Annotated in this window: 24 protein-coding genes; 14 read left to right on the forward strand and 10 right to left on the reverse strand. The window is 56.1% G+C overall.

Annotated features, from left to right (window positions below):
• Nucleotides 1-77 precede the first annotated feature (77 nt).
• From ACOTX4_RS17145 to dsbG, 4 genes are all read left to right on the forward strand, one after another.
• Complete coding sequence (locus tag ACOTX4_RS17145) at nucleotides 78-1,628, forward strand: methyl-accepting chemotaxis protein (RefSeq protein ID WP_045333057.1); 1,551 nt, start codon at nucleotides 78-80, stop codon at nucleotides 1,626-1,628.
• A 189-nt stretch (nucleotides 1,629-1,817) separates the two neighbouring features.
• Entirely contained in the window at nucleotides 1,818-2,231 is a 414-nt protein-coding gene (locus ACOTX4_RS17150; RefSeq protein WP_045333056.1) for a hypothetical protein, read from the forward strand.
• The gene (locus ACOTX4_RS17155; RefSeq protein WP_045333055.1) at nucleotides 2,228-2,794 is read left to right on the forward strand and encodes an RNA polymerase sigma factor; all 567 of its coding nucleotides are present in this window, start codon (nucleotides 2,228-2,230) and stop codon (nucleotides 2,792-2,794) included. The genes ACOTX4_RS17150 and ACOTX4_RS17155 overlap by 4 nt, the downstream gene beginning before the upstream one ends.
• A 41-nt stretch (nucleotides 2,795-2,835) precedes the next feature.
• Nucleotides 2,836-3,612 (forward strand): thiol:disulfide interchange protein DsbG, encoded by a 777-nt coding sequence (dsbG, locus tag ACOTX4_RS17160; RefSeq protein ID WP_045333054.1) that lies wholly within the window; start codon nucleotides 2,836-2,838, stop codon nucleotides 3,610-3,612.
• 39 nt (nucleotides 3,613-3,651) lie between these two features.
• On the opposite strand, the gene ACOTX4_RS17165 is transcribed toward dsbG, so the two are convergent.
• The 3 genes from ACOTX4_RS17165 to ACOTX4_RS17175 form a co-directional block, all read right to left on the reverse strand.
• On the reverse strand, nucleotides 3,652-4,941 hold the full coding sequence (locus tag ACOTX4_RS17165; RefSeq protein WP_045333053.1) for a glycoside hydrolase family 10 protein: 1,290 nt from the start codon (nucleotides 4,939-4,941) through the stop codon (nucleotides 3,652-3,654).
• A gap of 7 nt (nucleotides 4,942-4,948) precedes the next feature.
• On the reverse strand, nucleotides 4,949-5,236 hold the full coding sequence (locus ACOTX4_RS17170) for a VF530 family DNA-binding protein (protein ID WP_003857097.1): 288 nt from the start codon (nucleotides 5,234-5,236) through the stop codon (nucleotides 4,949-4,951).
• A 130-nt stretch (nucleotides 5,237-5,366) separates the two neighbouring features.
• Complete coding sequence (locus ACOTX4_RS17175; RefSeq protein ID WP_045333052.1) at nucleotides 5,367-6,848, reverse strand: UbiD family decarboxylase; 1,482 nt, start codon at nucleotides 6,846-6,848, stop codon at nucleotides 5,367-5,369.
• 113 nt (nucleotides 6,849-6,961) lie between these two features.
• On the opposite strand from ACOTX4_RS17175, the gene ACOTX4_RS17180 reads away from it, so the two are divergent.
• Nucleotides 6,962-7,846 (forward strand): LysR substrate-binding domain-containing protein, encoded by an 885-nt coding sequence (locus ACOTX4_RS17180; RefSeq protein ID WP_003857101.1) that lies wholly within the window; start codon nucleotides 6,962-6,964, stop codon nucleotides 7,844-7,846.
• Here the strand turns inward: ACOTX4_RS17180 and ACOTX4_RS17185 are convergent.
• The 4 genes from ACOTX4_RS17185 to ACOTX4_RS17200 all read right to left on the reverse strand — a co-directional run bounded on the left by ACOTX4_RS17185 (nucleotide 7,837) and on the right by ACOTX4_RS17200 (nucleotide 11,355).
• On the reverse strand, nucleotides 7,837-8,745 hold the full coding sequence (locus ACOTX4_RS17185) for a LysR family transcriptional regulator (RefSeq protein WP_045333051.1): 909 nt from the start codon (nucleotides 8,743-8,745) through the stop codon (nucleotides 7,837-7,839). The two genes, ACOTX4_RS17180 and ACOTX4_RS17185, sit on opposite strands and share 10 nt — an antisense overlap.
• A gap of 1 nt (nucleotide 8,746) precedes the next feature.
• A complete protein-coding gene (locus ACOTX4_RS17190) occupies nucleotides 8,747-9,724 on the reverse strand; it encodes an MBL fold metallo-hydrolase (RefSeq protein ID WP_045333050.1) in 978 nt (325 codons plus the stop codon).
• Between the two features lie 107 nt (nucleotides 9,725-9,831).
• A complete protein-coding gene (locus ACOTX4_RS17195; protein WP_045333049.1) occupies nucleotides 9,832-10,716 on the reverse strand; it encodes an SDR family oxidoreductase in 885 nt (294 codons plus the stop codon).
• Between the two features lie 111 nt (nucleotides 10,717-10,827).
• On the reverse strand, nucleotides 10,828-11,355 hold the full coding sequence (locus ACOTX4_RS17200; RefSeq protein WP_003857109.1) for a GNAT family N-acetyltransferase: 528 nt from the start codon (nucleotides 11,353-11,355) through the stop codon (nucleotides 10,828-10,830).
• A gap of 131 nt (nucleotides 11,356-11,486) precedes the next feature.
• Between ACOTX4_RS17200 and treZ the strand changes: the two genes are divergently transcribed.
• Genes treZ through glgX form a run of 3 tightly spaced genes read left to right on the forward strand, consistent with a single transcriptional unit; the run spans nucleotide 11,487 to nucleotide 17,830 of the window.
• A complete protein-coding gene (gene treZ / locus ACOTX4_RS17205; RefSeq protein ID WP_045333048.1) occupies nucleotides 11,487-13,274 on the forward strand; it encodes a malto-oligosyltrehalose trehalohydrolase in 1,788 nt (595 codons plus the stop codon).
• Nucleotides 13,271-15,739, forward strand: coding sequence for a malto-oligosyltrehalose synthase (treY, locus tag ACOTX4_RS17210; RefSeq protein ID WP_061856105.1), 2,469 nt, complete (start codon nucleotides 13,271-13,273; stop codon nucleotides 15,737-15,739). The genes treZ and treY overlap by 4 nt, the downstream gene beginning before the upstream one ends.
• Before the next feature lie 15 nt (nucleotides 15,740-15,754).
• Entirely contained in the window at nucleotides 15,755-17,830 is a 2,076-nt protein-coding gene (glgX, locus tag ACOTX4_RS17215; RefSeq protein WP_063937595.1) for a glycogen debranching protein GlgX, read from the forward strand.
• On the opposite strand, the gene ACOTX4_RS17220 is transcribed toward glgX, so the two are convergent.
• The gene (locus ACOTX4_RS17220; RefSeq protein ID WP_003857118.1) at nucleotides 17,827-18,375 is read right to left on the reverse strand and encodes a winged helix DNA-binding protein; all 549 of its coding nucleotides are present in this window, start codon (nucleotides 18,373-18,375) and stop codon (nucleotides 17,827-17,829) included. The two genes, glgX and ACOTX4_RS17220, sit on opposite strands and share 4 nt — an antisense overlap.
• A gap of 224 nt (nucleotides 18,376-18,599) precedes the next feature.
• Here ACOTX4_RS17220 and ACOTX4_RS17225 point away from each other — a divergent pair, with 224 nt between their 5' ends.
• Genes ACOTX4_RS17225 through ACOTX4_RS17235 form a run of 3 tightly spaced genes read left to right on the forward strand, consistent with a single transcriptional unit; the run spans nucleotide 18,600 to nucleotide 21,310 of the window.
• A complete protein-coding gene (locus tag ACOTX4_RS17225) occupies nucleotides 18,600-19,322 on the forward strand; it encodes a DUF969 domain-containing protein (RefSeq protein ID WP_003857121.1) in 723 nt (240 codons plus the stop codon).
• A complete protein-coding gene (locus ACOTX4_RS17230) occupies nucleotides 19,319-20,305 on the forward strand; it encodes a DUF979 domain-containing protein (RefSeq protein WP_063159052.1) in 987 nt (328 codons plus the stop codon). Before ACOTX4_RS17225 ends, ACOTX4_RS17230 begins: the two co-directional genes overlap by 4 nt.
• 9 nt (nucleotides 20,306-20,314) lie before the next feature.
• Nucleotides 20,315-21,310, forward strand: a complete 996-nt coding sequence (locus tag ACOTX4_RS17235; protein WP_003857125.1) for a DUF2891 domain-containing protein — start codon at nucleotides 20,315-20,317, stop codon at nucleotides 21,308-21,310.
• A gap of 21 nt (nucleotides 21,311-21,331) precedes the next feature.
• Here ACOTX4_RS17235 and ACOTX4_RS17240 read toward each other — a convergent pair whose 3' ends face one another.
• Entirely contained in the window at nucleotides 21,332-22,720 is a 1,389-nt protein-coding gene (locus ACOTX4_RS17240; RefSeq protein ID WP_023314162.1) for an MFS transporter, read from the reverse strand.
• 129 nt (nucleotides 22,721-22,849) lie between these two features.
• Here ACOTX4_RS17240 and ACOTX4_RS17245 point away from each other — a divergent pair, with 129 nt between their 5' ends.
• From ACOTX4_RS17245 to ACOTX4_RS17255, 3 genes are all read left to right on the forward strand, one after another.
• Nucleotides 22,850-23,779 (forward strand): LysR family transcriptional regulator, encoded by a 930-nt coding sequence (locus ACOTX4_RS17245; RefSeq protein ID WP_045333045.1) that lies wholly within the window; start codon nucleotides 22,850-22,852, stop codon nucleotides 23,777-23,779.
• Nucleotides 23,780-23,842: 63 nt separating this feature from the next.
• Nucleotides 23,843-24,109, forward strand: coding sequence for a DUF1778 domain-containing protein (locus ACOTX4_RS17250; protein WP_045336276.1), 267 nt, complete (start codon nucleotides 23,843-23,845; stop codon nucleotides 24,107-24,109).
• Nucleotides 24,097-24,582, forward strand: coding sequence for a GNAT family N-acetyltransferase (locus ACOTX4_RS17255; protein WP_003857133.1), 486 nt, complete (start codon nucleotides 24,097-24,099; stop codon nucleotides 24,580-24,582). Before ACOTX4_RS17250 ends, ACOTX4_RS17255 begins: the two co-directional genes overlap by 13 nt.
• Nucleotides 24,583-24,758: 176 nt before the next feature.
• Here ACOTX4_RS17255 and ACOTX4_RS17260 read toward each other — a convergent pair whose 3' ends face one another.
• Nucleotides 24,759-26,051 (reverse strand): glycoside hydrolase family 28 protein, encoded by a 1,293-nt coding sequence (locus ACOTX4_RS17260; protein ID WP_045333044.1) that lies wholly within the window; start codon nucleotides 26,049-26,051, stop codon nucleotides 24,759-24,761.
• Nucleotides 26,052-26,126 lie beyond the last annotated feature (75 nt).

A 26,126-nucleotide genomic window follows, 5' to 3' on the forward strand; every position in this document is an offset into this window, starting at 1 on the left:
GTACATCTATAACTTTAATTAATTAAAGATTGGATTCAGCCGATAACCAAAGGGAAATTATATCCCTGAGGTGTGTTATGTCGTTGAAAAAATCATCCCTGATTATCCTGTTTTCCCTGCTTTTCTTCTTTGTGGCCAGCACTATCACCAGCGTTGGGCTCATCATTAAAAGTAATACTTCGCTGGATAATGTGAACAAAGAAATTCAGGTGGTTCTGTCCATTATTGATCCCATTAACCACAGCCGAACCCTGCGCGTCAGGGTTATGGAGTATGTGAAAATGGTGGAAGCGGGGGACGCTACCGACCCGTCTGCGAAACTGGCCTCGGTTAAAGAGGCGCTGACCAAAGCCGATAGTGCATTTTCGGCGTTTATGGCCTCGCCGCGTTTGCCGGACGAAGCCCCGCTGGTCACTGCCTACCAGGAGGCGTGGCAAAACTACCGTAACCAGGGACTGGCGCCTCTCATCGCCGCTGCCGCCGCTCACGACGTGTCGCGGTTCAACGCTCTTATTCCCGTGGTGTCTCAACTCGATCGCCAATATGAAATTGTGCTCGATCAGGTTCTCTCCGTTCACCAGAAGTACGCCAAAACGCTGAACGAGGAGGCGAGCCATGATTTTGTGTCGGGTCTGGTTATTATCGCCAGTATTGCGGTGCTGTTCGTGGTGGTGATCTTCGCCGTCAGCCTGCTGATGAAACGCGTGGTCTTTGCGCCGGTGAACCTGGCGCGCGAGCACTGTCGCCAGATTGCGGCCGGGAAGCTGGACGTACCGGTACCGATCAAGCGTGATTCCGGGAATGAAATCGATCACCTGATGTCCTCGATGGAGCAGATGCGCCAGGCGCTGCTCTCCACCATTTCTCAGGTGCGCGATGCCAGCCACACCGTGACGCATGCGGCGCAGGAAATTGCCTCCGGCAATATCGACCTGGCCTCCCGTACCGAGCAACAGGCTTCGGCCCTGACCCAGACGGCCGCCAGCATGGAAGAGCTGAGCGCGACGGTGGCGAATAACACCGACAACGTTTTCCAGGCCGGTAAGCTGGTGCAGGATGCCGTGAAAAATGCCCATACCGGTGAAGCGGTAACCCGTGAAGTCATCGAAACGATGAATACTATCGCGTCCAATTCGAAGCGTATTGAGGACATCACCAGCGTCATCAACAGCATTGCTTTCCAGACTAATATTCTGGCGCTAAACGCGGCCGTTGAAGCGGCGCGTGCTGGCGCGCAGGGGCGAGGATTTGCCGTGGTAGCAAGTGAAGTGCGCACACTGGCCCAGAAAAGCGCGGTGGCGGCGAAGGATATCGAAAGCCTCATCGCCCAGTCTGTTTCCAGCGTGAAAAACGGTGCGGAACTGGTGAATCGTTCGGGAGAGGTGATTGATTCTATTATCAGCTCTGTGAATAAAGTGCATATGCTGATGGAACAGATTTCGGTTGCCTCAGAAGAGCAGAGCCGCGGGATTGGTCAGGTTGGGCAGGCCGTAACGGAGATGGACGGTGTGACCCAGCAGAACGCGGCGCTGGTGCAGCAATCCGCCGCCGCCGCGGCCTCGCTGGAGGAGCAGGCGCAGCAGCTGTCCCAAAGTATCTCGCGCTTTAGTTTGCCTGCTACGGCGTGATGTTCAGAGAGGCTCCCGAGGGAGCCTTTTTAATGTTTGTATTCAGCCGCTGCACAATCTCCTTCAGCCAATACTGTTATCCATACAACGCCGCTATCACATAAATTTTCTCTTTCCCCGGCAATATTTCTGTTTCTCATCCGTCTACCTCATCAGAGACCATAATCATTCAACATAAACGAGGCACACATGAGAAATTTTGATATGCACGGAAAAGGTCACGGGCGTGGCTTGGGCCGCCATCGTATGGGTAAGGGCATCGTGATTGGCGCAGTCCTGTACGTGGTGCTTGGCCTGCTGGTCATGTCCCTGTGGAACGCGTTGCTCCCGGCCATCCTGGGGGTTAAAGCCATTGGCTTCTGGCAGGCGCTGGGGATCCTGCTGCTGAGCCGCATTCTTTTCGGTGGGCTGGGTTTCCGTCCCGGTATGTTCGGTGCGCACCGCCGTATGCACGAACAATGGATGAATATGAGCCCCGAACAACGTGAGGCCTTCATTCAGCAGCGTCGGGCGGGATTTGGTCGCCATGGTCATTGCCGATGGCACGATGGCCGGGATGAAAAACGAGATGATAACGGTGCGAAAGCGCCGGAAGCCGAGTGAGCGATATGAAAGCCGGTGAGGCGGGGGAATCATTACTGATCTCGGCACTCAATGCCTGCCGCACGCGGCTAAAAGCCTTCATTCGCGGAAGGACTGCGGTTCGTGATGATGTCGATGATATTCTTCAGGAAGTGACCTGGCAGTTGATGAAAGTGGAACAACCGGTCGAGAACGTCGCCGCCTGGCTGTTTCGCGCCACACGAAATGAGATGATCGACCGGGCGCGAAAAAAGCACGAGGTTTCACTGCCGGGGTACCTGACAGCAGATGACGAGGACTTTCCGGAGCAGGAGATTGCAGAAACGTTATTCGGCGTACCGCAAACGCCGGAAGAGGAGTATCTCAACATGCTGCTATGGGAAGAGTTGGGGCAAGCCCTGTCGGAACTGCCGCCACCTCAGCGCGAGGTGTTTGAAAAAACGGAATTTGAGGGCTACAGCATGAAGGTGCTGGCAGAGGAAACAGGCGACAGTGTGCAGGCGTTATTATCCCGCAAACACAAAGCCGTGCGATTTTTGCGTAGCCGCCTCAAGGATATTTATGAAGCGTTGACAGGGCAATAAACTTCGACCACTCTGAAAAACAATATTTTAGAGGGGTCGTTATGCTTCAACGGTTAGCAAAGAAAAAGGTGCTGTTACTCTCTGCTCTGATGGTTTCGGGGCTGGTCAGCGCAGAGGAGTCGCTTCCGGATGTGGTGAAGCACTTCAGTGAACAGCAGGACATCAAGATCATTAAGAAAATTGACGCCCCCGGCGGCGCGCCAGCGTGGCTGGGGCAATATCAGGACATGGGCGTGACGCTCTTTCTGACCCCTGACGGAAAGCACGTCGTGTCTGGCTATCTGTATGATGAGAAGGGAACCAACCTCAGCGAGGCCTTTTTCCAGAAAGAGATCTACGCCCCGATGGGCCGCGAGATGTGGAAAAAGCTCAATGCGGCGCATCCCCTGAAGGAGGGCGCGGAGAGTGCCCCGCGCAAAGTCTTCGTCTTTGCCGACCCGTACTGCCCGTACTGCAAGCAGATCTGGGCTGAAGCGCAGCCGTGGGTGAAGGCTGGCAAGGTCCAGCTCAACACGCTGCTGGTTGCGTTTCTTAACCCGAACAGCGGGCGTAACGCCTCCGCGATCCTGAATGCGAAAGATCCGGTGTCGGCCTGGAAAGCGTACGAGCTGTCCGGCGGTAAAAAGCTGCCGAAACCTGAAGGAGCGGCGTCCCGGGAAACCGTTGAGATCCTGCAAAATCACCAGACGCTCATGGACAGTCTCGGCGCGAATGCCACACCGGCTATTTATTACCTGAATGAGCAAAACGAACTGCAACAGGTCGTGGGTATGCCAGACGCAAAACAGCTTGAGGCAATGTTCGGACCGAAGCCGTAAAAAGAAAGGCAGAAACAGGACGTTTCTGCCTTTTTTCAGTCAACTACCCCAGCGTCCCCGGAGGTAATTTACTGCTTCCTGCGTCTGCGGCTGGTTAAGATAGTCTTCACGGAACAGGATGGTGCCCTTAACGTCTGGCAGTGAATCATTGAGGTCGAGCTGTTTTTTCAGCTCCGGTACGCCGCCGTTCACCGTCCAGTCCGGTTCGTTTCTGGAAGGCGCGCCCACTTTGTAGAACGCGATCCCGATATACAGACGGGTGTGGGTCGGTTTCACCACGTCAGCCCACCATTTTGTCAGCACATCGTAACGTGCCGCGTCGCGGGCGAAGGGCCAGTAGATCTGCGGCGCAATGTAATCCAGTAATCCCTGCTGTACCCATTTGCGCGTGTCAGCGTAGGATTCATCATAGGCTGCGGCGCCGCGCGTGTCCGAGCCTGCCGGGTCGAAGGAGCGATTGCGCCAGACCCCCGCCGGGCTGACGCCAAATTCGACCTCAGGTTTAGCCTGCTTGATCGCCCTGGAGACCTGCACAATCAACTGCTGCGTATTGTGTCGACGCCAGTCCGCTTTTGACGAAAATCCTTCGCCATAGCGCCTGAAGGTCCAGGCATCATTCAGGGGGGAACCCGGCGTCTCGGTGTAAAAATAGTCATCGAACTGAACGCCGTCGACAGGGTAATGATTTACCACTTCCATCACCACCTGGGTTATCCAGTCCCGCACCTCGGGAATGCCCGGGTCGAGAACAAAACGATCCCCCGAGGTGCGGATCCACTCTGGATGCAGGACGTACACGCTCGAAGGATGAAGCGACGAGGTGCGGTTAAGCGCGGCGATGGTCGACGGCTTCGTGTTGGTGGAAACGCGGTATGGGTTAAACCAGGCATGAACCTTCATCCCACGCTTGTGCGCTTCATCCAGCATAAACTGAAGCGGATCGTAACCGGGATCTTCCCCGATAGTCCCCGTCAGGGTATCTGACCAGGGCAGTATTTTAGAAGCCCACAGCGCCGTACTGTCCGGTTTTACCTGAAAGAAGACGGTGTTGATCCCAAGATTTTTCAGCTTATCGAGCTTGTCCGTCAGCGCCCGCTGTTGCTGGGCGATGCGCTGGTCCGCGCTACGGCCATTCACCGATGAAACGGGAGGCCAGTCGAGACGGGAGACGGTCGCCAGCCAGATCCCGCGCATGGGTTCTTTAGTCTGCTGTACAGGTCTCGCCTGCGGCAGCGGGGTTACGAGTGATTTAGGTGGTTTGGAAGTGCAACTTACCAGTAAAAGCGCGCAGCCAAGCAGCGCGCCAGTCCGTTTTACGTGTCGCATCATTTGCGTGTTAGCTCCTGGGTGTCCGGCTATCCGTCCAGGGATTAAACGCCGGTTCGTCCTGTTCCCCGTTACCGTCATCGTGAAGGGAGTCGAGGTAGAGGGCTTCAACTTCCGCCCGCGCCCATGGGGTGCGGCGCAGGAACTTCAGACTCGATTTAACACTCGGGTCCTTGCGAAAACAGTTGATTTTGATTCGGTTGCCCAGTTCATTCCAGCCATATCGCGCAACCAGCGCGTTAACCTGCATTTCGAGGGTTACGCCATGCAAAGGATCGTTGGAAACATGTGCTGTCATAGGCGTCCGGTAGTCTCATTTTTTATGGGGATGTGATAAACGCTCAAAGGTTACAAGAAAGCAGGGGACGCGGCAATTTCAGCGTGAGGTTCTTCACCCGTGAAGGGTGAAGAAGATTTTCCGGTTAACGCTATTTTTTAAACAGTTCAGGTGCCCACGGCGTTGGGTCTACCTCCATAAAGGGCGCACGCTCAAAGCGGGACTTCAGCGCCCAGGGCACCGTACAGTCGAAAATCGTTTTGCAGGTGATCCCGTTGCCACGAATGGAGGGGCTGTAGTCCGGCGCCTGAGACGGATCGAGCTGGTGTCCGCGGATCCCCGGCAGATGGGTGATGCTGACATCGCCCTGCATACGGGTCGTCATCGCCCACAAGATGTCGTCGCTGTCGAAAATATCCACATCTTCGTCGACGAGAATAATGTTTTTAAGCTCGGAATAGGTGGCTAACGCAATGAGAGCCGCCTGACCCTGACGCCCTTCGTCAGAGGGCTGGCGTTTTTTCACCTGCAATACGCCAAGGAACTTGCCGCCGCCAGCGGTATGCGCATAGACGTTTTGCAGAAAACCGGGAATGGCTTCTTCCACCGCATTACGGATGCTGGCCTCCGTTGGCAAACCGGCCAGCGTGGTGTGCTCTTCGCCCGGTCCTACCAGGGTTTGCAGGATCGCCTGATGACGCATCGTGACGGCCTTCACTTTTATTACCGGTAAGGAGGGGTTAGCCTCCCCGCAGTAGCCGGGAAATTCCGGCATCGCGTGCCCGGTGTGGGTATGCTGATCTTCTACTACGCGCACGCCCGGCAGCAGTTCGCCTTCGATGATAATTTCCGCACGCGCAATCGCTTTTTCATTTACGGCCACACCCTGCACCAGCTCGACGGGGGTCTGACGTAACGCACCGGCGACACCCAATTCGTTGTAGCCGAAGGGCGTGGTAGGGGCTTCGAAACAGGCGCCAATATAGATAGCGGGATCGAGACCCATATTGATCGTGACCGGCAACGGTTTACCCGCCTCCTCGGCTTTCTTACGGAACACTTCAATATGGCGGCCCGCGGCAAGAAACATGGAGAGCTCATCGCGCTCCTGCACGCAGAGACGGTGAATAGTGACATCGGTCAGTGAGGCATCTTCCGGATCGCTTGCCAGCACCAGCCCCAGACAGAAGAACGGACCGGCATCTATCGGCGTGTTGGTCGGTGCCGGAAGCAATTTACGCAGATCGAAGTCCGGATTGTCGGCATAAAACACCTGTTCCTGACACGGCGCCTGTGCCGCCGGAACCACAACGGGAGCAATCGGGTTTTTCACGGCCTGGCCGACATGTTTTGCCAGTTCAGAGGGTTCGCAGCCCAACAGGAGCGCTGCCCGCTCGCGGCTGGCGTGCATTCCGACCAGAATACGGGAGTCGGGGTATCCCTTAATAGCGTTAAACATCATCGCCGGGCCAATGCGCGTCGGACGTTTTACCGTGCCGCCAGCACCAATATGCCGGTACACACCCGCCAGCTCCGCGTCAGGATCGACCGGATGGCTGGTTTCAAGGTATTGACCTTCATGGCGTTTGAGCAGTTCGATAGCACTTCTGAGATCGTTGATGTGGTTTTCCATATTTTTCCCCCCTCGGATGAATGTATCCATTCTTAACCGGACGAAGAGGGCTATCAATTGCATCATTTATGCTATTTTAATATGAATTTTATTATCAATAATAAAGGCATGGTATGCAGTTTCGACTGATGCGCAATTTTATCGTGGTGGCGGAAGAGCTTCACATGCATCGAGCGGCGGAGCGCCTTAACATGGCGCAGCCCGCGCTGAGTCAGCAGATAAAAACGCTTGAAGATCGTCTGGGGGTAATGCTCTTTAGCCGGGCGAATCGTCGCCTGACGCTGACGCCAGCCGGTGAGGCGTTTCTCAGTAAAGCCAGAGTCGCGATTTTAATGACCGATCAGGCGATTCTGGATGCCAGACAGACGGCCAGAGGAGAACAGGGCGTGCTGAATCTCGGATGTGTTTCAAGTGCGATATTCGACAGTAAGCTGCCCGCCGCGCTGCGGCTTTTACATGAGAAATGGCCCGCCATCAGCCTTTCAATGATGACGGGAAACGTGCAAACCCTTTATACCGGCGTGCAAAGCAACCAGCTGGATGTGGCCATTATTCGTGCCCCGTTACCGCTGCTGCCTGACGATCTGCAAAGCCGTCCTTTCACAACGGAAAAAGCCGTGCTGGCCTTACCTCGTCAACACAGCCTGGCGGGCTCCGCCGCGCTGACGCTTGCGTCGGTGAAAGAGGAGAAGTGGATCGCCCTGCGCGACCCGGAGGGGATGGGGCTGGAGCAATATTTCTATGATGCCTGCCACAGCGCGGGCATACAGCCTGACGTTGTGCAAAATGCCACCGATGTCCCCACGGTGATAAGCCTCGTCTCGGCAGGGTTTGGCATCGCCATGCTGCCGGCTTCAGCGAAGGCGATATGCGTACAAAACGTCGTCTTTGTGGATATTCTTGACCGACTCCGGGAGAGCGAGCTGACGCTGGTTTGCCACCGGATTATTCGCTCTGAGGTGCTGAAAAAATTGATGAGTATCCTCGATCATACCTGACGTCCGGCGGCCTGAAGAAGCTGTTCTCGCAGCCAGCGGTTAGCCGGATCCTGGCTGTTTTTCGGGTGCCAGTACATACCAATGACGATCGGCGGGAGATCCAGCGGCGGCGGAAAAATATCAAGCGTTTGCGTAAACCGTAGCAACATGCGTCTGGGTAAGGTGCAGAGCAAATCGGTACCGGCAACAATCGCAGGCGCCATCGCATAGCTTTGCGTCGACATCACTACGTTACGCTGGTGGCCAAGCCCCGCCAGGTGCTGATCGACAAAGCCCGCGAACGGGTCGCCCTCGGATGAAACCACCAGGTGGGAAAGGCTACAATAGCTATCCAGATCCATCGGACCCGTACCGCGCGGATGGCCTTTTCGCTGGGCTGTGGCATATTCATCGTCAAACAGCTTGCGTCTGACCCATGCATCGTGCGCCACCGCGTTAACGCCGACATAAATATCCACATCGCCATTTTCCATCTGCGCTGGCAGCAGTTGGGTTTCCGGGAGCGCAAAACGCAGGCGGATACCTGGCGCCGCACTGCTAATCTGATTCTGCAACTCTGCCCCCAGCATCAGCGCCGGGTTCTCGTGCAGGGCAATCACGAAGGTGCGGTTGCTGTTCTGCGCGTTAAACGTGGTGGGTTCAAGCATCGCCGATATACCCTGCAAAACCGTCGCGACCTGCGGCCTTAACGCCTCGGCGCGCGGCGTCGGTAACACCCCACGTCCGTGTGGGGAAGGGACAAACAGCGGCTCACCAAACAACACGCGCAGGCGCGCAAGGCGGGCAGACATCGCCGGCTGGCTGATGCCCAGCCGCGCGGCGGCATGGGTGATATTCTGGTCCCTGAGTAACGCATCCAGCGTCAGGATCAGGTCCATATCTATATCGGAGGGGGACATCTTATTTTGCGTCACGGTTGGTATAGGTCACCGGAACCCACGCGTAGCCGTCCCGCTCACCTTTCGTCACATAGCCGATCCCGGGGAAAGGCAGATGTGGCGCCGCAATCAGCGCTTTATTTTTCACAAACTCAGCGAAAGCAGCGTTGCGCACCCGGGCGGCGCCGTCCTGATCCTCATCGTAAGCAATCGTCACGTTGGGCTGTGGGAACTGAACCGCGGCAACGTGAATGATGTCGCCGACAAAAGTCATTTTTTCACCTTTGCTCTCCAGCGTGTAGAACGCGGAGCCTGGAGTGTGACCCGGGTGAACCGTACCGCTGATGCCCGGCAGAAGCTGTTCCGTGCCGGAGAAGGTCGTCACTTTTCCGGCATCCAGATAGGGCTTTAAGGTCTTGTGCGCGACGTCGAAGTAGTTCTGGTCATAGCCAGACTTTTTCTGGTTCTCGTCGTTAAAGAAGAAATCGATATCCGGTTTGCCGACATACACCTGCGCGCGGGTAAACACGCGCTGATCGTCTTTAACCAGGCCGCCAGCGTGATCGGAGTGCGCATGGGTGATCAGAATATCGGTAATATCTTCGGGTTTGATGCCCTGGGTCGCCAGGCTCTCAATCAGCCGCCCGCCTTTGCCGGGGCCAAACAGCTGACCAGAACCGGTATCCACCAGAATTTTGTGGCCGGGGATGGCGATATAGAACGCGTTAATCGACGCTTCCACCGGATTGGCCTGGAAGTTTTTAGCCAGTAACGCATCGGTATTTTCCGCCGTCGTCCGGCGCAGTAAGGCGTGCAGATCCTGCGGCACGCTGCCGTCCGTAAAGGCGGTGACAATCGTATCGCCAACCTGAACGCTGTAGCCGCCAGCCTGCTGTTTCACCACATGCTGCGGAACGCTGGCCACCGCGTGGATAGCGGGAAAGAATAAAACCGAACCGGTCAACAGGGTTGATATCGCAAGTTTTTTCACAGTAAACATGATGGGCTCCTCAATAGTAAGTTCATCATAGTTCAACTGCGATTTTTGAGAACCGCCGGGAAGTGAATGTGACCTATCCATGGAATGGATAGGTCTGAGAGGATGCTTTACAGCACGCCGGTACCGCCGTCAGAGCACCACACTTGCCCGGAGGCGTATGAGCAGGTATCGGAGGCAAACAATACATACAGCGGTGCGATTTCAACCGGCTGGCCCGGTCTGCCCAGGGGCGTATCTTCCCCGAACTTCTGAACTTTGGACTGCGGCTGGCCGCCGCTGGACTGAAGAGGCGTCCAGTATGGACCTGGCGCGACGGCATTCACCCGAATTCCACGCGGTCCCAGCTGCTGGGCCAGAGACTTGGTAAAGGCTACGTTACAGGCTTTGGTCTGCGCATAGTCCACCAGGATCGCGCTCGGTTTAAACGCCTGAACGGAAGTGGTGTTAATGATCACGGCGCCTTCCTGCAAATGGCGTAGCGCAGCTTTGGTGATCCAGAAGGGGGCATAGACGTTGGTCTTAAACGTCGCGTCAAAATCTGCCGTGGTGAGATCGTCGATAGATTCACAGTACTGCTGGCGTCCGGCGTTATTCACCAGAATATCCAGGCCGCCCAGTTCGGCAACGGATTTTTCCACCAGCGTGTCGCAGAACGACTCCACGCGAATGTCGCCCGGAATGGCGACCGCTTTACGGCCTTCAGCCTGAATCAGCGCAATGACCGATGCCGCATCGGACTCCTCTTCCGGCAGATAGCCAATAGCGACATCTGCGCCTTCACGGGCATAGGCGATCGCTACCGCGCGACCAATTCCGGAATCACCGCCGGTAATCAGCGCTTTTTTTCCTGCCAGTTTTCCTGACCCGATATAACTTGTTTCACCATGATCCGGTATTGGCTTCATTTCCGATGCCAGCCCGGGGGCCCTTTGCGGTTGTTCAGCAAACGGTGGACGAGGGTAATGCAGCGTGTGATTATTTCCTGTAGACATACCGGCCTCCTTAATAGTGAATTCCAAGATTAGTCGTTAATTAAACGTAAGCGGGCAAAATTGACAAATTCAGACAAATCTATCTTCCGGTAGCGGATATAAAATATTTTCTCAAGCCAGCATGTAATACCAGAAAAGGGCGACCTCATCTTTTTCCGGCAGGGCGTTGTAAAGGTAGCGATCGTAACCGCCGAGAATAAACCCATAGTGACGATAAAAAAGACAGGCAGAAACATTAACGTTCTGCGTCTCCAGCCGTAACCCGGGCGCATTGAGGCTTCGCGCCCAGACGTGGGTGGCGGACATCAGCTTGTGCGCCGCGCCCGTACGACGCTTTGAACGCTCCACGGCAATGTAATCCACCGATATAAATTTATTCCAGTTGCAGGACGCGGTAATAAAACCGGCGATTTCACCGTCATCCGTTTCGGCGATAAGAAATATTGAATCCGGATTAACACAATGATTTTCCAGCGTCTGGAGATCCAGTTCATAGGTTTTAAGATAAGGTTCGGTCAGCGCCTCGATATGCAAATCACCATTGAGAAAAGGCTCTCTGGCAATCTCATCGACCGTAAAAGAAAAATCACAGCATTCAAGACGGGCAAGGTCGGTGCTTAATCCTTTTCGAATATGCATAGTATTCCTTAAGTGGGAGTTATAAATAGATAATAGACGAAGCGGCATACTCTGCTGGCATAACACTCTGTAGATCCTGGTCTAAGCTTGTATTTCGTTCCGCGTAAAATGTGGTCATTCGAGGACAATGAATGGAATTCAGAACATGTCGCAGGCACTGGGGTGCTGAGTTTATTTCCGATGACGTTGTACGTTTTCGCGTCTGGGCAGAAGGGCAAAAAGATCTCACGTTGCGTTTAACCGATACCGACATTCACATGGCGGCGGTGGGCGACGGCTGGTTTCAGATTGACGTGCCCGGCATCAGGCACGGTACGACGTATCAGTTTGTTTTACAGGATGGAATGGCGGTGCCGGACCCGGCCTCGCGCGCGCAGCAGGCTGATGTCAATGGCCCGTCGGTGGTGATCGACCCGCGTCGCAGCCTGCCCGCTCAGCGCGAATGGCAAGGACGACCGTGGGAAGAGACGGTGATCTACGAGCTGCATATCGGCACCTTCACCGGGGAAGGAACCTTCAGGGCGGCCATCGACAAACTGCCTTATCTGGCCGAACTGGGTATTACGCAACTGGAAGTGATGCCCGTGTCCCAGTTCGGGGGCGCGCGCGGATGGGGGTATGACGGTGTACTGCTGTATGCCCCGCACTCGGCTTATGGTACACCGGATGATTTTCATGCCTTCATTGATGCCGCCCACGCGCTCGGGCTTTCCGTGGTGCTGGATATCGTACTCAACCACTTTGGCCCGGAAGGGAACTACCTGCCGTTGCTCTCGCCGGCGTTTTTCCATCAGGATCGTATGACCCCGTGGGGCAACGGTATTGCCTATGAGGTTGAAGCTGTCCGGCAATACATCGCTGAGGCGCCGTTATTCTGGCTCTCGGAGTATCATCTTGACGGTCTGCGCTTCGACGCCATCGACCAGATCCATGACGACGCTGAGACCCATATTCTTCCCGAGATAGCGCAACGGATCCGCGACGCCTTTCCGGATCGGCATATCCATCTGACCACCGAAGACAGTCGCAACGTGATTTTCCTGCATCCGCGTGATGAGCATGGTCAGACGCCGCTTTTCACCGCCGAATGGAATGATGATTTTCACAACGCCGCGCATGTCTTCGCGACGGGAGAATCACACGCCTACTATCAGGATTTTGCCTTTGAGCCCGAGAAAAAACTGGCGCGGGCGCTGGTAGAAGGCTTTGTCTACCAGGGGGAAATCTCGCTTCAGACCGGAAAATCGCGCGGGGTAGAGTGTCGCGAGCAACCCCCACAGTTTTTTGTCGATTTTATTCAAAATCACGACCAGGTCGGCAACCGTGCCCAGGGGGAGAGGCTTATCTCTCTGGCTGGGGCGGATAAAACGCGCGTGCTGTTCGCGGCGCTGCTCCTGTCGCCCCATATTCCGCTGCTGTTTATGGGCGAGGAGTATGGCGAAACGCATCCGTTCCTCTTTTTCACCGACTTCCACGGCGACCTGGCGAAAGCGGTGCGGGAAGGGCGCGCGAAAGAGTTTACCGGCCATGCCGGGCACGATGAAACCGTACCGGACCCCAATGACGTAAATACCTTTATGCGGTCGAAGCTTGACTGGAACAAGGCAGACACGGAGGAAGGCAGGGCGTGGCTGCACGTCACGCGCGAGCTGATTGTGCTGCGTCAGCGCTTTATCGTCCCGTTACTGAAACAGCGGGGCACCGTGGAGGGTAACGTCCTGCAAACGGCGCTCGGCATGGTTGCCGTGAGCTGGCGTTTTCCGTCCGGCACGTTGTCGCTGGCGCTGAATATCGGCAAAAAGCCGCTCGCCTTACCGGACCTGCCCGGAAAAACGATCTTTAGCTGGCCGGAGGCAGTCGAAAACCTGCCGTCGAACAGCATTGTTGTTCGCTTTGCTGATGGAGAAGCAGCGCTATGATCCCTTCCTCTACTTACCGAATTCAGTTTCGCAACGGCATGACCTTTGACCGCGTGGCAGACCTGATTCCGTATATGAAAGACCTCGGTATCAGCCATCTTTACGCGTCGCCTGTTTTCACCGCAACCACGAATTCCACCCACGGCTATGACGTGACCGACCCCAACGAAATTGACCCGGCGATTGGCGGGCGGGAAGGGTTTGACCGCATGGCGGCGGCGCTGAAACAGGCGGGGATGGGGCTGATTCTGGATATCGTTCCTAACCATATGTCGACCTCGCTGGAAAACCGCTGGTGGCGCGATGTTATCGAACATGGCAGGCAGAGCCGCTATGCGGCGTATTTTGATATCGACTGGTCCCGACCGCTGACGTTGCCGTTTCTTGGCGACACCTTTGAAGCCGAGCTGGAGCGGGGGACTATCACCTTAAAACGTGACAGTGTCACAAACAGCGCAGCGCTGGTTTACTATGATACCGCCTATCCGCTTAATCCCGGCACGTATGCCGAAGGCAAGAGCATCGCTGAGATCCACGAGGCGCAAAGCTGGCGGCTGATGTCCTGGCGTGAAGCGCCGAAACAGCTTTCATGGCGTCGCTTTTTTGAAATCACCGGGCTGGTCGGCGTGCGGGTAGAGGATGAGGCGGTATTCGCAGATACGCACCACCTGATCCTTGAGCTTGTCCACGCCGGGGTTGTCGACGGCCTGCGCATTGACCATGTGGACGGGCTTGCCGATCCGCTGGGCTATTTGCAGCGACTGCGTGCGGCTACCGGACCGGATTGCTACATCACGGTGGAAAAAATCCTCGCCAAAGGGGAACAGCTTCCTCCGGAGTGGCCCATCTCAGGTACTACGGGTTATGAGTTTATCGCCTCCCTGGCGGAAGTGCTGGTGGATGATACCAACCTCTCGCGGCTGGAGATGCTCTACGACGAGACGCTGGGTACGACCGTGGACAGGCAGGCGGAACTTCGCAACGCCAAAGGGCTGATGACCGATCGTAATTTTGAGGGTGAATTTACCACGTTGCTCAAAATAGCCAGCGAGCTGGCCGGGCATAACGGTGCAGAAGTGGAGCATGAGGATATCCGCCATGCCCTGCGTGAGCTGCTTATCGCGTTTCCGGTGTATCGCACCTACGGCACCGCTGAGGGACTGACGCCACCGGATGTGGCGCTGCTCAGCCGTGTGGTCGCCAGCGTCAACGCCTCTGAACCCGCTCTGAGCCTGATCGTGCGTATTCTTACTGGCGATCTGCCGGAGCATGACCACGCGCTGGCCTCGCTTTTCCGCACCCGTTTTCAGCAACTGACCGGGCCGCTGATGGCGAAATCGGTAGAGGATACGCTGTTCTTCCGCCATAACCTGGAGCTGGCCCTGAACGAAGTCGGCGCCGACCCGACGCCGCGCGCGTTTTCACTTTCCCGTTTTCATCAGGAGATGCGCATTCGACTTGCCCGCCAGCCCGATGCGCTGCTGGGAACCTCCACCCACGACACCAAACGCGGCGAGGATGCACGAGCTCGTCTGTATACGCTGACGGAAGCGCCAGATCTGTGGGGAGAAAATCTGGCGCGCTGGCGGCAGATGAACCAGACGCAGGTCCGATTCCTCAACGATGGCACCGCGCCGAACGCCGCCGACACCTGGATGATCTTCCAGGCGCTGGCGGGCGTCTGGCCAGCAACCCTGTCGCCTGAGGATCGTGATGGCCTTAAGTCACTGGAAGAGCGTTTCCTCGGCTTTATCGAGAAAGCCCTGCGCGAGGCCAAGCAGCGTACCGACTGGATCGACAGCAACGAAGGTTACGAGAGCGTGGTCCTGGACTACGTGCGCCATCTGCTTTCCCCGGATAACACCCTGTTCCTGCGTGATTTCAGTGCCGCACTCCAGCCGTTTATTCGGGCTGGGTTAATGAACAGCCTGAGCCAGACGGTGATCAAGCTGACTGCGCCTGGCGTACCGGACATCTACCAGGGCAGCGAGGGGCTTAACTTCAGCCTCGTCGACCCGGATAACCGCCGCGAACCGGATTTCGCCGCACTGGCGGAAAACCTCAGCGTAGCGGATGGCACCGTTTTTAACGATGCGCAACGCTGGCGAGACGGCAGCGTGAAGCAGTACGTTACCGCCACGCTGTTACGGCTTCGGCCACATTACCCCGCACTTTTCCGCTACGGCGACTGGCTGCCGCTGAAGGTAACCGGTGAGCGGGAGGAGAATCTGATCGTTTATGCCCGCATAAAAGATGACGAGGCGCTGATCGTCGCCGTGCCGCGTCTGGTGTTTGACGTCACCGACAATGCGTTGCTGTGGGCCAACACTATCGTGGCCATACCCCAGGAGTTGGCCGGGAAGCACTACCGGGATCTGTTTACCGGTGAGCGTCGCCTTCTGCCAGAGACGCTGGATTTAACGTCTGAAAAGGGATGTTTGTTGGTTCTGCTTACCTGCGACTAATCGAGGAGAACAAAAATGCCAAAGGATACAACGTTTGAAATTCGGGCCGGTCATGGCCAGCAGTTGGGCGCAAATTATGACGGGAAAGGGGTAAACTTCGCCCTGTTTTCCGCCCACGCGGAGCGGGTGGAGCTGTGTCTGTTTGATCCTTCGGGAAAAACAGAAATCGCCCGCCTGGAACTGCCGGAATATACCCATGAGGTCTGGCACGGCTATGTGCCGGATCTGAAACCGGGGGCGCTGTATGGCTACCGTGTGTATGGCCCCTACGATCCGGAGAACGGTCACCGTTTTAACCCCAATAAGCTGCTTATTGACCCCTATGCCCGTGAACTGGTGGGTGACATTGAGTGGAACGATGCCCACTTCGGCTATGAGCTGGGACACGATGAGCTGGATCTCAGTTTTGATACGCGAGACAGCGCGCCATTTACGCCCAAATGTAAGGTCATCGACCCCAATGCCGTTGACTGGCAGGACTCACGCCGGCCCGATATCCCGTGGCCGCATACCGTGGTCTATGAAAGCCACGTAAAAGGCTTTACCCAGCTTAACCCGGCTATTCCGCCTGAACTGCGCGGTACGTTTGAGGGGATGGGGCATAAAGCCTCGGTGGAATACATCAAAAGCCTCGACATTACCTCGGTCGAGCTGCTACCGGTTCACTGGTTCCCTGACGATCAGCACCTGCTCGATCGCGGCCTGAAAAACTTCTGGGGCTATAACTCGCTCGGTTTCTTTGCGCCAGCGTCCCGCTATTACGGCCCGGCGGGCATCCAGGGTTTCCGCGACATGGTGCGTGCCTATCATGACGCGGGCATCGAGGTGATCCTCGACGTGGTCTATAACCACACGGCGGAGGGCAACGAGCTGGGACCAACCCTGTCGTTTAAGGGGATTGATAACTTCTGTTATTACCGCACCATGCCGGATCAGCACCGGTATTACATCAACGACACCGGCACCGGGAACACCGTTAATACATCGCACCCGCGCGTGTTACAGATGGTCATGGACTCCCTGCGCTACTGGGCGGAGTCGATGCAGATTGACGGTTTCCGCTTTGACCTCGGGACCATTCTCGGACGTGAGCCGGAGGGGTTCGATCCGCGCGGCGGCTTCTTTGATGCCGTGACCCAGGATCCGGTGCTGTCGAAGCTGAAGCTCATCGGTGAGCCGTGGGATATCGGCCCCGGCGGGTATCAGGTGGGGGGCTTCCCACCTGGCTGGGGTGAGTGGAACGACAAATACCGCGATACGGTACGTGAATACTGGAAGGGGGATAACGTTTCTAACGATTTTGCCGCCCGTCTGTTAGGGTCCGGTGATTTGTACGATCTGCGCGGGCGTCGTCCGTGGGCCAGCGTCAATTTTATCACCGCGCATGACGGCTTCACGCTGAACGACCTGGTATCGTACAACGAGAAACATAACGCCGATAACGGGGAAGATAATAACGACGGACATAACGATAACCGTTCGTATAACTACGGCGAGGAAGGGCCGACGGAAAACCCGGATATCATTGCCACCCGCGAGCGGCAAAAGCGCAACTTCCTCACCACGCTCTTCTTCTCGCACGGCACGCCGATGCTGCTGGCAGGCGATGAGTTTGGCCGGACGCAAAAGGGCAATAATAACGGCTATTGTCAGGACAGCGAGATCTCCTGGGTAAACTGGGAAGGACTCACTGAAAACGACGAGAAGCTGCGCGACTTTACCCGTCGGTTGATTGCCCTGCGCGCGACGCAGCCGCTGCTGCGACGTGAGAACTGGCGCGACGGGCTGGAGATCCGCTGGTTTAACGCCGGTGGCGGACCGCAGCAGTCGGAACAGTGGGACGAGGGTTCCACCCTTGGTCTTGCCATCAGCCGTCCTGATCTTGAGCAGGAAGAGGGCGTCTGGCAAGACGTGCTGATGCTGTTTAACCCGTTTGAAGGTACGGTGCCATTCCAGATCCCGCAGTTTGGCGAAGGGGGTTGGGTGCTCGAACTCTCGACGTCGGAGGATGCCACCACGGGGGAAATCATCACTGAATCTGTCGATTACGAGCTGGCCGGGCGGAGTATCACCCTGTTCCGCCGTCCTTAAAGCGAGGCCGCCGCGCGTGCGGCGGTATCATACAGGGAGGAGATCGCGCGGAGTAACTGCGCGGTCTCGCCAATCGACGCGCCCGGAATACCGCTTTCCGCATGAATGTTGATCAGGCAGGCCTCCCGCACCTCCCGGTACTTCATGCACAGCGCTTTTCCCTCCTCCGTAGTGGAGAAAAAAAGCTCTTTTCCCGCTTTCTCGCTGGTGACGTAGCCCGCCTTGACCAGCTTTTTCAGCGCATACGTCACCACGTGGGTATCTTCCACGTTCAGCACAAAGCAGATGTCAGCCAGCTTTTTCTTACGGTTGCGGTGATTCACGTGGTGCAGAAGCGAAACATCAAAGGCCCCCATATCCGGTTCACCCGCTGCGGTCATGCAGCGCACCATCCATTTGTTAAACGCATTGCTGGTCATGATCAGCGCATATTCCAGCTCTGATAATTCAGCACACCGCTCTGAGACGAGATGACGGGAGGAGACGATTCGCCCGTCCGCAATATCGTCGTGGTTTAACGCTGTCGTCTTTTTCTTTACTGTCATAACGATCCTTCCCCCGAAATGTAAACCCGTCGATAAAATAAGAACATTTTATTGATAAATTGTTTACATGTTTTTGACGTTCAGATATAGCTTTTTAGTGCAGGTTCTGTGGAGCCTCACGCAAAACACAACATCGCGCGCCGTAATGCACCGGCTTCGCTCTGCTGCGAAGTATAAAAAATAGCCGTCGGCGCGCAACGCTCACTTTGGATAGGGTAACGTTTATGGACAGTTCTACACTGTTGCCACTTATCGGGATTCCGGTGGTGGTTATTGGTTTTGCACTGCGTTTCAACCCGCTGCTGGTTGTCGTGGTGGCGGGCCTGGCGACGGGCCTGCTGGTTGGCATGGATTTCGGTATGCTGCTGGAAACCTTTGGCGAAAAGTTCGTGAATAGCCGATCGCTTGCCACCTTCATTCTGATCCTGCCGGTGATTGGCCTATTAGAGTATTACGGGCTGAAAGAACGCGCCCAGGCCTGGGTCGCGAAGATCGCCAGCGCCACCTCGGCGCGTATCCTGATGCTCTACTTTGTTGCCCGCGAAGGAACGGCTGCGCTGGGCCTGATGTCGCTTGGCGGCCACGCGCAAACGGTGCGTCCGCTGCTGGCGCCGATGGCGGAAGGGGCAGCTCTGAATGAATACGGGGAACTGCCGCAGACTATCCGCGACAAAATCAAAGCCCATGCCGCCGCGTGTGACAATATCGCGGTTTTCTTTGGGGAAGATATTTTTATCGCCTTTGGCGCGGTACTGCTGATTGATGCGTTCCTGAAAGAGAACGGGATCGAGGGGATCGAACCGCTGCATATCGGCCTGTGGGCCATTCCGACCGCCATTGCGGCACTGATCATCCATATGACGCGTCTGCTACGCCTCGATGCCAGCATTCGTCGCGACGTGATGGCCTGGAAAGCAGAGCAGGGTACGCAGGAGATCGCACCATGATGACCCTCATCACCATTAACCGCGTGTACTACCTGATCGGCTTCGTCGTGATGCTGCTGGTTGTGATGACCCTTCGCGATCGCGCTAACCCGAAACGCTATACCACGGCGCTGTTCTGGTTTCTGTTTGGCGGGATCTTCCTGTTTGGCGATCTGATGGTGCAGGAGCTGGGTAAGCCCCTGGCGTATCGCATTATTGGCGGCGCCGTTATCGTGATTGCGCTGCTGGCCGGTTTCGGGCTGGTCGGGAAGGGGCATTATAAAATGTCCACCGAGGAGGAGCGTGTTGCCTCGTCGAACCGGCTGAAAAACTCGCTGTTTTTACCGGCACTGATGATCCCCGTGGTAACGGTCATCGGGACGCTATTTCTGAAAGGCGTGTCGATTGGCGGTGTCTATCTGCTCGACCAGAAACAGCTTACGCTGGCGGCGCTGTGCGTGGCCTGTGTGGCAGCTATCCTCACCGGCTGGTGGCTGACAAAAGGTACGCCGCTGCATGCGGTTCGTCAGTCGCGTCGGCTGGTCGATACCATTGGCTGGGCGGTGATCCTGCCGCAGATGCTCGCCATGCTCGGCGGGGTGTTTGTGGTGGCGAATACCGGCGAATCGGTACAAAAGGTGGTCAGCCTGTTTGTGAACCCGGACAGCCGCTTCATGCTGGTGGTCATTTATTGCGTGGGGATGGCGCTGTTTACCATGATCATGGGTAACGCCTTCGCAGCCTTCCCGGTGTTAAGCGCCGGTATCGCTCTGCCATTCCTGATTAACGTCCATCACGGTAACCCGGCGCCGCTGCTGGCTATCGGTATGTACGCTGGCTATTGCGGCACGCTGATGACGCCGATGGCCGCCAACTTCAACATTGTGCCCGCCGCGCTACTGGAGCTAAAAGACAAATATCAGGTTATCAAGATCCAGATCCCGACCGCGTTAACCCTGCTGGTGGTGAACGTGTTCTTAATGTATTTCCTCGTGTTTCGCTAAGGAGCTGCAATGGAATTAACGCAACATCAGGCTGACGCCTTCGCCAGAATGCCGTTGACCTATTTACGTCAGGAATACCCGAACCACATTATGCATCTGCTCAACGATGACGGCGACGTTCTGCCGCCTCGCGAGCTGCACCCGATCTTTTACGGCTGTTTTGACTGGCACTCTGCGGTGCATGGCTACTGGCTGCTGCTGCGCTGCCTGCGTCTCTGGCCCGAACTGCCGTGCCGGGAAGAGATCATCACTCTGTTCGAAGAACACCTGACCGACGAGAAGGTGGCGAAGGAGTTGGCCTATTTTACCGCGCCGTTCCGCGCGTCGTTTGAGCGGCCTTATGGCTACGGCTGGCTGCTGGCGCTGGCGCAGGAGCTGAAGCAATCGTCACTGCCGCAGGCGGAGCGCTGGTACCAGACGCTGCAACCGTTAACGCTGGATATTCGCCAGCGGCTGGTGGATTACCTCAGCAAGCTTACCTATCCGATCCGCGTCGGGACGCACTACAACACGGCGTTTGCGCTCGCGCTGGGGCTGGATTATGCCCGGGCGGTGAACGATGACACGCTTGAGCGCGCCATCCTGGACGCGGCAACGCGGTTTTACCTCGCGGACACGCAATATCCTGCGCATTATGAGCCGGGTGGCGACGAGTATATCTCCGGAGCGCTGACCGAGGCCCTGCTGATGAGTAAGGTGGTGGAGGATTTCCCGGCCTGGTTCGATGCGTTTCTGCCTGAAGTGGGCGCCGTTTCTGCGCTCATGAACCCGGCCGAGGTGAGCGACCGCACCGACCCGAAAATCGCGCATCTGGACGGTCTCAACCTCAGCCGCGCCTGGTGTATGAAGCACATTGCCCGTGCTCTGCCGGAAAATCATCACGCCCGGAAGCCATTACACGATGCCGTTGCGCGCCATCTCTCGGCAAGCGTGGAACATGTTGTCGGCAGCCACTACAGCGGCGGGCACTGGCTGGCGAGTTTTGCGCTGCTGGCGCTGGAGTAGCGCTTAGTTATATTTTCGTGCTCATCCTGTTTCCGCAGGATGAGTGATTTTACGCAACCGACTCGCGCTGACGACGACCGCTACCGCAGAAGCCGCGGCGGCGACCCACAGTGCAACATGAATTGACCTTTCATCTGCGGCCAGCAGAACGGCCACGGCGGCGGCGCCCAGACACTGCCCGAACGTGCGCATAATGGATAAAACACCGGATGCATAGCTCGCATGCTCACGAATAACGTTGGAGAGCATTTCCCGGTTATTGGGACTCTGAAAGCAGCCAAACCCCATGCCGCATACCAGACTCCGCAGGCAGATATCCCACATTGTAGGGCGGTCGGGTAATGTCGCAAGAAGGATCAAACCCACGACAAAAATCACCAGCCCCAGGGTGGATATCGCCGGGGCTGAAATCGTGTCCGCCCACCGGCCTGCATGCGGCGCAATCAGTACGATCCCTAGCGGCCACGGCGTAAACAGCAGGGCAGACAACACCGGACTGTAGCCGTATTCGCTCTGAAACAGGAAAGGCAGTGCAATAAAAGTGATCCCCTGGCTGACAAAAGCAATCATTGACGTGAAGGCCGCGAGGGTAAAACGTTCATTTTTAAACATCGTCGGCGGCAGCAAGGGGTTATCCGTGCGGCGGATCTGCCAGATAAACGCCATGCCGCTCAGCGCAGCGAGCACCGTCCAGCAAAGACTGCCGGGGTGATAAGTAGCCTCCTGGAGGCTGTTCGCCGCCATGATCGTCGACCCCAGCAGCAGCGCCGACAATATGGCGCCCGGGGTGTCGAAGGGCGCTTGCTTTCGAACCGCATCCCGCGGCAGCGCTTTGACCGCCAGCAGTAAGGCGAGGGTGCCGGGAACCACGTTTATCGCAAACAGCCATTGCCAGCTCAGGGTGTGAAGGATCGTCCCACCCAATACCGGCCCGATAGCGGAGCTGGAGGCGATGAGCAGAGCGTGTAACCCCAGAATGCGGCCAAGTAATCGCCCGGGAAATACGGATCGCAGGATTGCGGGGGCAATACTCAGCGTCGCCGCGCCGCCGATCCCCTGAAGCACGCGCATACCGATGAGCACTTCGGGCGTCTTCGCCAGCGCGCAACCCAGCGATGTCAGGGTAAAGGTTGTCAGACCTGCCAGAAAAACGGGGCGATAACCCAGGCGGGCCGCAAGCGCCGCGAATATCGCCAGCGACATCGCGGCCGCCAGCAGATACCCGTTGGCGAACCAGACGGCAATACTGGCAGGTACCTGCATCTCCTGAGCCATGGAGGGCAGGGCAATGTTGATCATGGTGCCATCAAACACGCCCATTAAGGTGGTGGTCATAATTGCGGCCATCACCCGTGCGCGCGCCGGGCCAGGCAGTCCTTCGTCGCCGGGTTGACTGGAAAAGAGCGTCATCAGGTTGTCCTCTGAGAAGAGTGTATGGATGACAAAACTATAAAGATGGCTTTTACAGGGCGGAAGGCGCACCATTTGCACTTTATCGTTGCATGAAACGCCTTATCTGAATGTACAGGAATGAGCGCTATGACCAATCCAGATTTTAATTTACTGATTGCACTCGACATATTGCTGAGCGAAGCGAGTGTCGCAGGTGCGGCACGCCGTCTGAACCTCAGCACCTCGGCCATGAGCCGGACATTAAGCAGGTTACGCGACGTTACAGGCGACCCGATCCTGGTGCGCGCCGGGCGTAACATGGTACTAACCCCGTGGGCCGAAGCGACCCGGGATCGCGCCAGGCGTGCAGTGCACGAGACCAGGGCGGTATTGCAGCCCTCAACTGAAACGTTCAGCGCGCGAAGTCTGGCGCGTCTTTTTACCATCAGGGCAAACGATGGTTTTGTGGTGGCGTTTGGGCCTGCGCTTATAGCGGCTGTGGCCGACGCCGCGCCGGACGTCTGTATACGCTTCGCGCCGAAGCCGGAAAAAACGTCGCGCTATCTTCGGGAAGGGCTGGTTGATCTGGAGATTGGCGTCCAGAGCAATATGGGGCCTGAAATACGGCTGCAACGACTGTTTGAGGATCGGTTTGTGGGCGTCGTGCGTAAGGGGCATCCGCTGGCTAATCAGGCAGAAATAGGGGTGAAGGATTATGTCGCCTGGGGCCATGTGGTAGCGTCACCTGAGGGCGCGTTGCACGGTTCCGTTGACGATGCGCTGGCCGAACTGGGGACAAAACGTAAAATCGCCAGCGTCGTACCGGGATTTCCGACGGCGCTGTCCGTGGCGCTGGCATCAGATCTTATTGCCATGATACCCGCGCTCTATTTACTCAATCAGCAGATAACGGAGCAGTTACACGTTTTCGAGCTGCCGTTCAAAAGCCGTCGTATTACGGTTTCACAGATGTGGCACCCAAGAATGGAACGCGACCCTGGTCACCGCTGGCTGAGAGAGCAAATTCTTGCGATATGCGGTGTGGAGAGGTCAGACATGATAAAGAGCGCTGTATAGCGATTGCTATACACGCCGCTTATGTTATGCTTGTAAAGCAATTGCTATACAAGAGGTATACCCATGAAATCAGATGTTCAACTCAATCTCAGAGCCAAAGAATCCCAGCGGGCGCTTATCGATGCCGCCGCAGAGATCCTCCATAAATCACGTACAGACTTCATTCTGGAGATGGCCTGTCAGGCAGCCGAGAATGTGATCCTCGATCGACGTGTATTCAATTTTAACGATGAACAGTACGCAGAGTTCATTGACATGCTCGATGCCCCGGTCGCGGACGATCCTGCCATAGAAAAACTGCTGGCAAGGAAACCGCAGTGGGGCGTGTAACAGCACCAGAGCCCTTATCCAGCGTCCATCAACTGGCGGAGTTCGTCAGCGGAGAGGCCGTGCTTGACGAATGGCTAAAACAAAGAGGTCTGAAAAACCAGGCGCTCGGCGCAGCCCGAACATTTGTCGTTTGTAAAACGGGCACGAAGCAGGTCGCGGGATTTTACTCTCTGGCTACCGGCAGCGTTAACCATACGCAAGCGACAGGTAATCTGCGGCGTAACATGCCGGATCCCATTCCCGTGATTATACTTGCCCGTCTGGCTGTTGATGTCTCGTTACGCGGAAACGGGTTGGGAGCCGATTTACTCCACGATGCGGTTTTACGCTGTTATCGGGTAGCTGAGAATATCGGGGTGCGGGCGATCATGGTTCATGCACTCACTGAGGAAGCCAAAGCGTTTTATATCCACCATGGTTTTAAAGCCTCGCAGACTCAGGAACGGACACTGTTTCTCCGGCTTCCTCAGTAGAGGCAAAGGAAAGGGTGGTATGCGATGGGCTTATCTGATGAGTGATAGGATTCATAATATTTCATTTAACATAATATACATTATGCGTACTAAGATTAATTAAGAACAAATCCAGCCGTTTCGGGCCCAGCCTTGTTCTGCTCATTCAGCGAATTATGCCCATAGATTCTATGCCATCAACGTTCATAACTGTCGTTACAGTCTTGCGTGTTCTCTACGGCAGTCACCTGCACATCCTGAAAGCGCAACCCATCCACACCGGAAATTTTCCCAAACTCTGTCGCGTCAATAAAAATCCCCTCCAGCGTTAACCCGGCCACAGGACGCTCCGGATACCCCTCAATGAAAAATGCCCGCGAGAAATATTTGTTGTCTGAGCGACGCGCCGTCATATTTTTAATCGTCAGTCCGCTGACCTCAGTAAGACCGGCTTCGCCCTCAACACCTTCAGCCAGCTTGCGCCAGTGTTCTGGTTTATCAGATAAATTGCTCTGGTCGCCATAGCTGTATTGCGGAAACCAGTTCAGCTGGATCAGCACCGGAAAACGTACGTCCGTAAGACGTAAATTTTGGACGGTGATATCACGGATAAACCCGCCACGGTTGCGGGCCGACTTAATGCGAAACCCGACGCCCGTTCCGTTAAACGCGTTATCTTCTATCAGGACGCGTTCAATGCCACCTGAAGTTTCACTCCCCAGCGTGATCCCGGATCCCTTATTCAGCGTACATCCTCGAATCACTATATCCCGCGCGGTACGTGCTTTTTGCGCCGCTTCGCGTCCTCGTCCTGATTTGATGCAAATATTGTCGTCATTGCAGGATACAATGCAGCGTTCAATCCGCACCTGTTCGCAGGAGTCGACGTCAATCCCGTCGGTGCTCGGCCCCGCAGAATTGCTGATTTGCACACCCTCAACCGCGATACGGCGCGAATAACAGAGGTGTATGTTCCAGAATCCGGACTCCCGACTGGTAAAATCACGCAGCAGAATGTTCTGGCTTTCAAAGACCAGGATATTGCGCGGGCGCTGACAGTCGTAATCAATCACCCAGCGTAATCCTCTGGCGCTGTAATCGCCAACCATGCCGCTGCGTTCGTCATCGCCCCAGAAGCGTTGCCACCAGATGACACCCTGCCCGTCTATCGTACCTGTACCGGTAATGCTGACGTTTTCACAATCGATGATATTAATAATCCCTGCCGGCCAGCGCATATCAATGCCGGCCACCCGGGTGTTTATCAGGGGATAATCAGCCAGATCCTGGCTTCCAACGAGCTGTGCGCCAGCATCCAGGCGAAGCGAAACACCGCTTTTCAGAAACAGTGCGCCGGTCAGAAAACGGCCTTGAGGAATAACAATGACATCGTTCTGTTGAGCACTGTTTATGGCCTGCTGAATGGCAGACGTTGACAGGCGTTGCGCGGTTGGGTCCGCGCCGCACGCCAGAATGGAGATCGCTTTCATGGCTTGTCCTTAAACAGATGAAAGCCTTAGTCTAGAAATCCGCGTGAAGGATAACCTTTGTCTTTTTGACAGCCT

Origin of the sequence: Enterobacter cloacae complex sp. IR5459 (genome assembly GCF_049238005.1) — a bacterium.
Lineage (GTDB): Bacteria > Pseudomonadota > Gammaproteobacteria > Enterobacterales > Enterobacteriaceae > Enterobacter > Enterobacter hormaechei_C.

Coding starts and splice junctions, on each gene's coding strand:
- ACOTX4_RS17145 (WP_045333057.1), top strand. CDS start 78: ATGTCGTTGAAAAAATCATCCCTGATTATCCTGTTTTCCCTGCTTTTC.
- ACOTX4_RS17150 (WP_045333056.1), top strand. CDS start 1,818: ATGAGAAATTTTGATATGCACGGAAAAGGTCACGGGCGTGGCTTGGGC.
- dsbG (WP_045333054.1), top strand. CDS start 2,836: ATGCTTCAACGGTTAGCAAAGAAAAAGGTGCTGTTACTCTCTGCTCTG.
- ACOTX4_RS17165 (WP_045333053.1), bottom strand. CDS start 4,941: ATGATGCGACACGTAAAACGGACTGGCGCGCTGCTTGGCTGCGCGCTT.
- ACOTX4_RS17170 (WP_003857097.1), bottom strand. CDS start 5,236: ATGACAGCACATGTTTCCAACGATCCTTTGCATGGCGTAACCCTCGAA.
- ACOTX4_RS17175 (WP_045333052.1), bottom strand. CDS start 6,848: ATGGAAAACCACATCAACGATCTCAGAAGTGCTATCGAACTGCTCAAA.
- ACOTX4_RS17180 (WP_003857101.1), top strand. CDS start 6,962: ATGCAGTTTCGACTGATGCGCAATTTTATCGTGGTGGCGGAAGAGCTT.
- ACOTX4_RS17185 (WP_045333051.1), bottom strand. CDS start 8,745: ATGTCCCCCTCCGATATAGATATGGACCTGATCCTGACGCTGGATGCG.
- ACOTX4_RS17190 (WP_045333050.1), bottom strand. CDS start 9,724: ATGTTTACTGTGAAAAAACTTGCGATATCAACCCTGTTGACCGGTTCG.
- ACOTX4_RS17195 (WP_045333049.1), bottom strand. CDS start 10,716: ATGTCTACAGGAAATAATCACACGCTGCATTACCCTCGTCCACCGTTT.
- ACOTX4_RS17200 (WP_003857109.1), bottom strand. CDS start 11,355: ATGCATATTCGAAAAGGATTAAGCACCGACCTTGCCCGTCTTGAATGC.
- treZ (WP_045333048.1), top strand. CDS start 11,487: ATGGAATTCAGAACATGTCGCAGGCACTGGGGTGCTGAGTTTATTTCC.
- treY (WP_061856105.1), top strand. CDS start 13,271: ATGATCCCTTCCTCTACTTACCGAATTCAGTTTCGCAACGGCATGACC.
- glgX (WP_063937595.1), top strand. CDS start 15,755: ATGCCAAAGGATACAACGTTTGAAATTCGGGCCGGTCATGGCCAGCAG.
- ACOTX4_RS17220 (WP_003857118.1), bottom strand. CDS start 18,375: ATGACAGTAAAGAAAAAGACGACAGCGTTAAACCACGACGATATTGCG.
- ACOTX4_RS17225 (WP_003857121.1), top strand. CDS start 18,600: ATGGACAGTTCTACACTGTTGCCACTTATCGGGATTCCGGTGGTGGTT.
- ACOTX4_RS17230 (WP_063159052.1), top strand. CDS start 19,319: ATGATGACCCTCATCACCATTAACCGCGTGTACTACCTGATCGGCTTC.
- ACOTX4_RS17235 (WP_003857125.1), top strand. CDS start 20,315: ATGGAATTAACGCAACATCAGGCTGACGCCTTCGCCAGAATGCCGTTG.
- ACOTX4_RS17240 (WP_023314162.1), bottom strand. CDS start 22,720: ATGACGCTCTTTTCCAGTCAACCCGGCGACGAAGGACTGCCTGGCCCG.
- ACOTX4_RS17245 (WP_045333045.1), top strand. CDS start 22,850: ATGACCAATCCAGATTTTAATTTACTGATTGCACTCGACATATTGCTG.
- ACOTX4_RS17250 (WP_045336276.1), top strand. CDS start 23,843: ATGAAATCAGATGTTCAACTCAATCTCAGAGCCAAAGAATCCCAGCGG.
- ACOTX4_RS17260 (WP_045333044.1), bottom strand. CDS start 26,051: ATGAAAGCGATCTCCATTCTGGCGTGCGGCGCGGACCCAACCGCGCAA.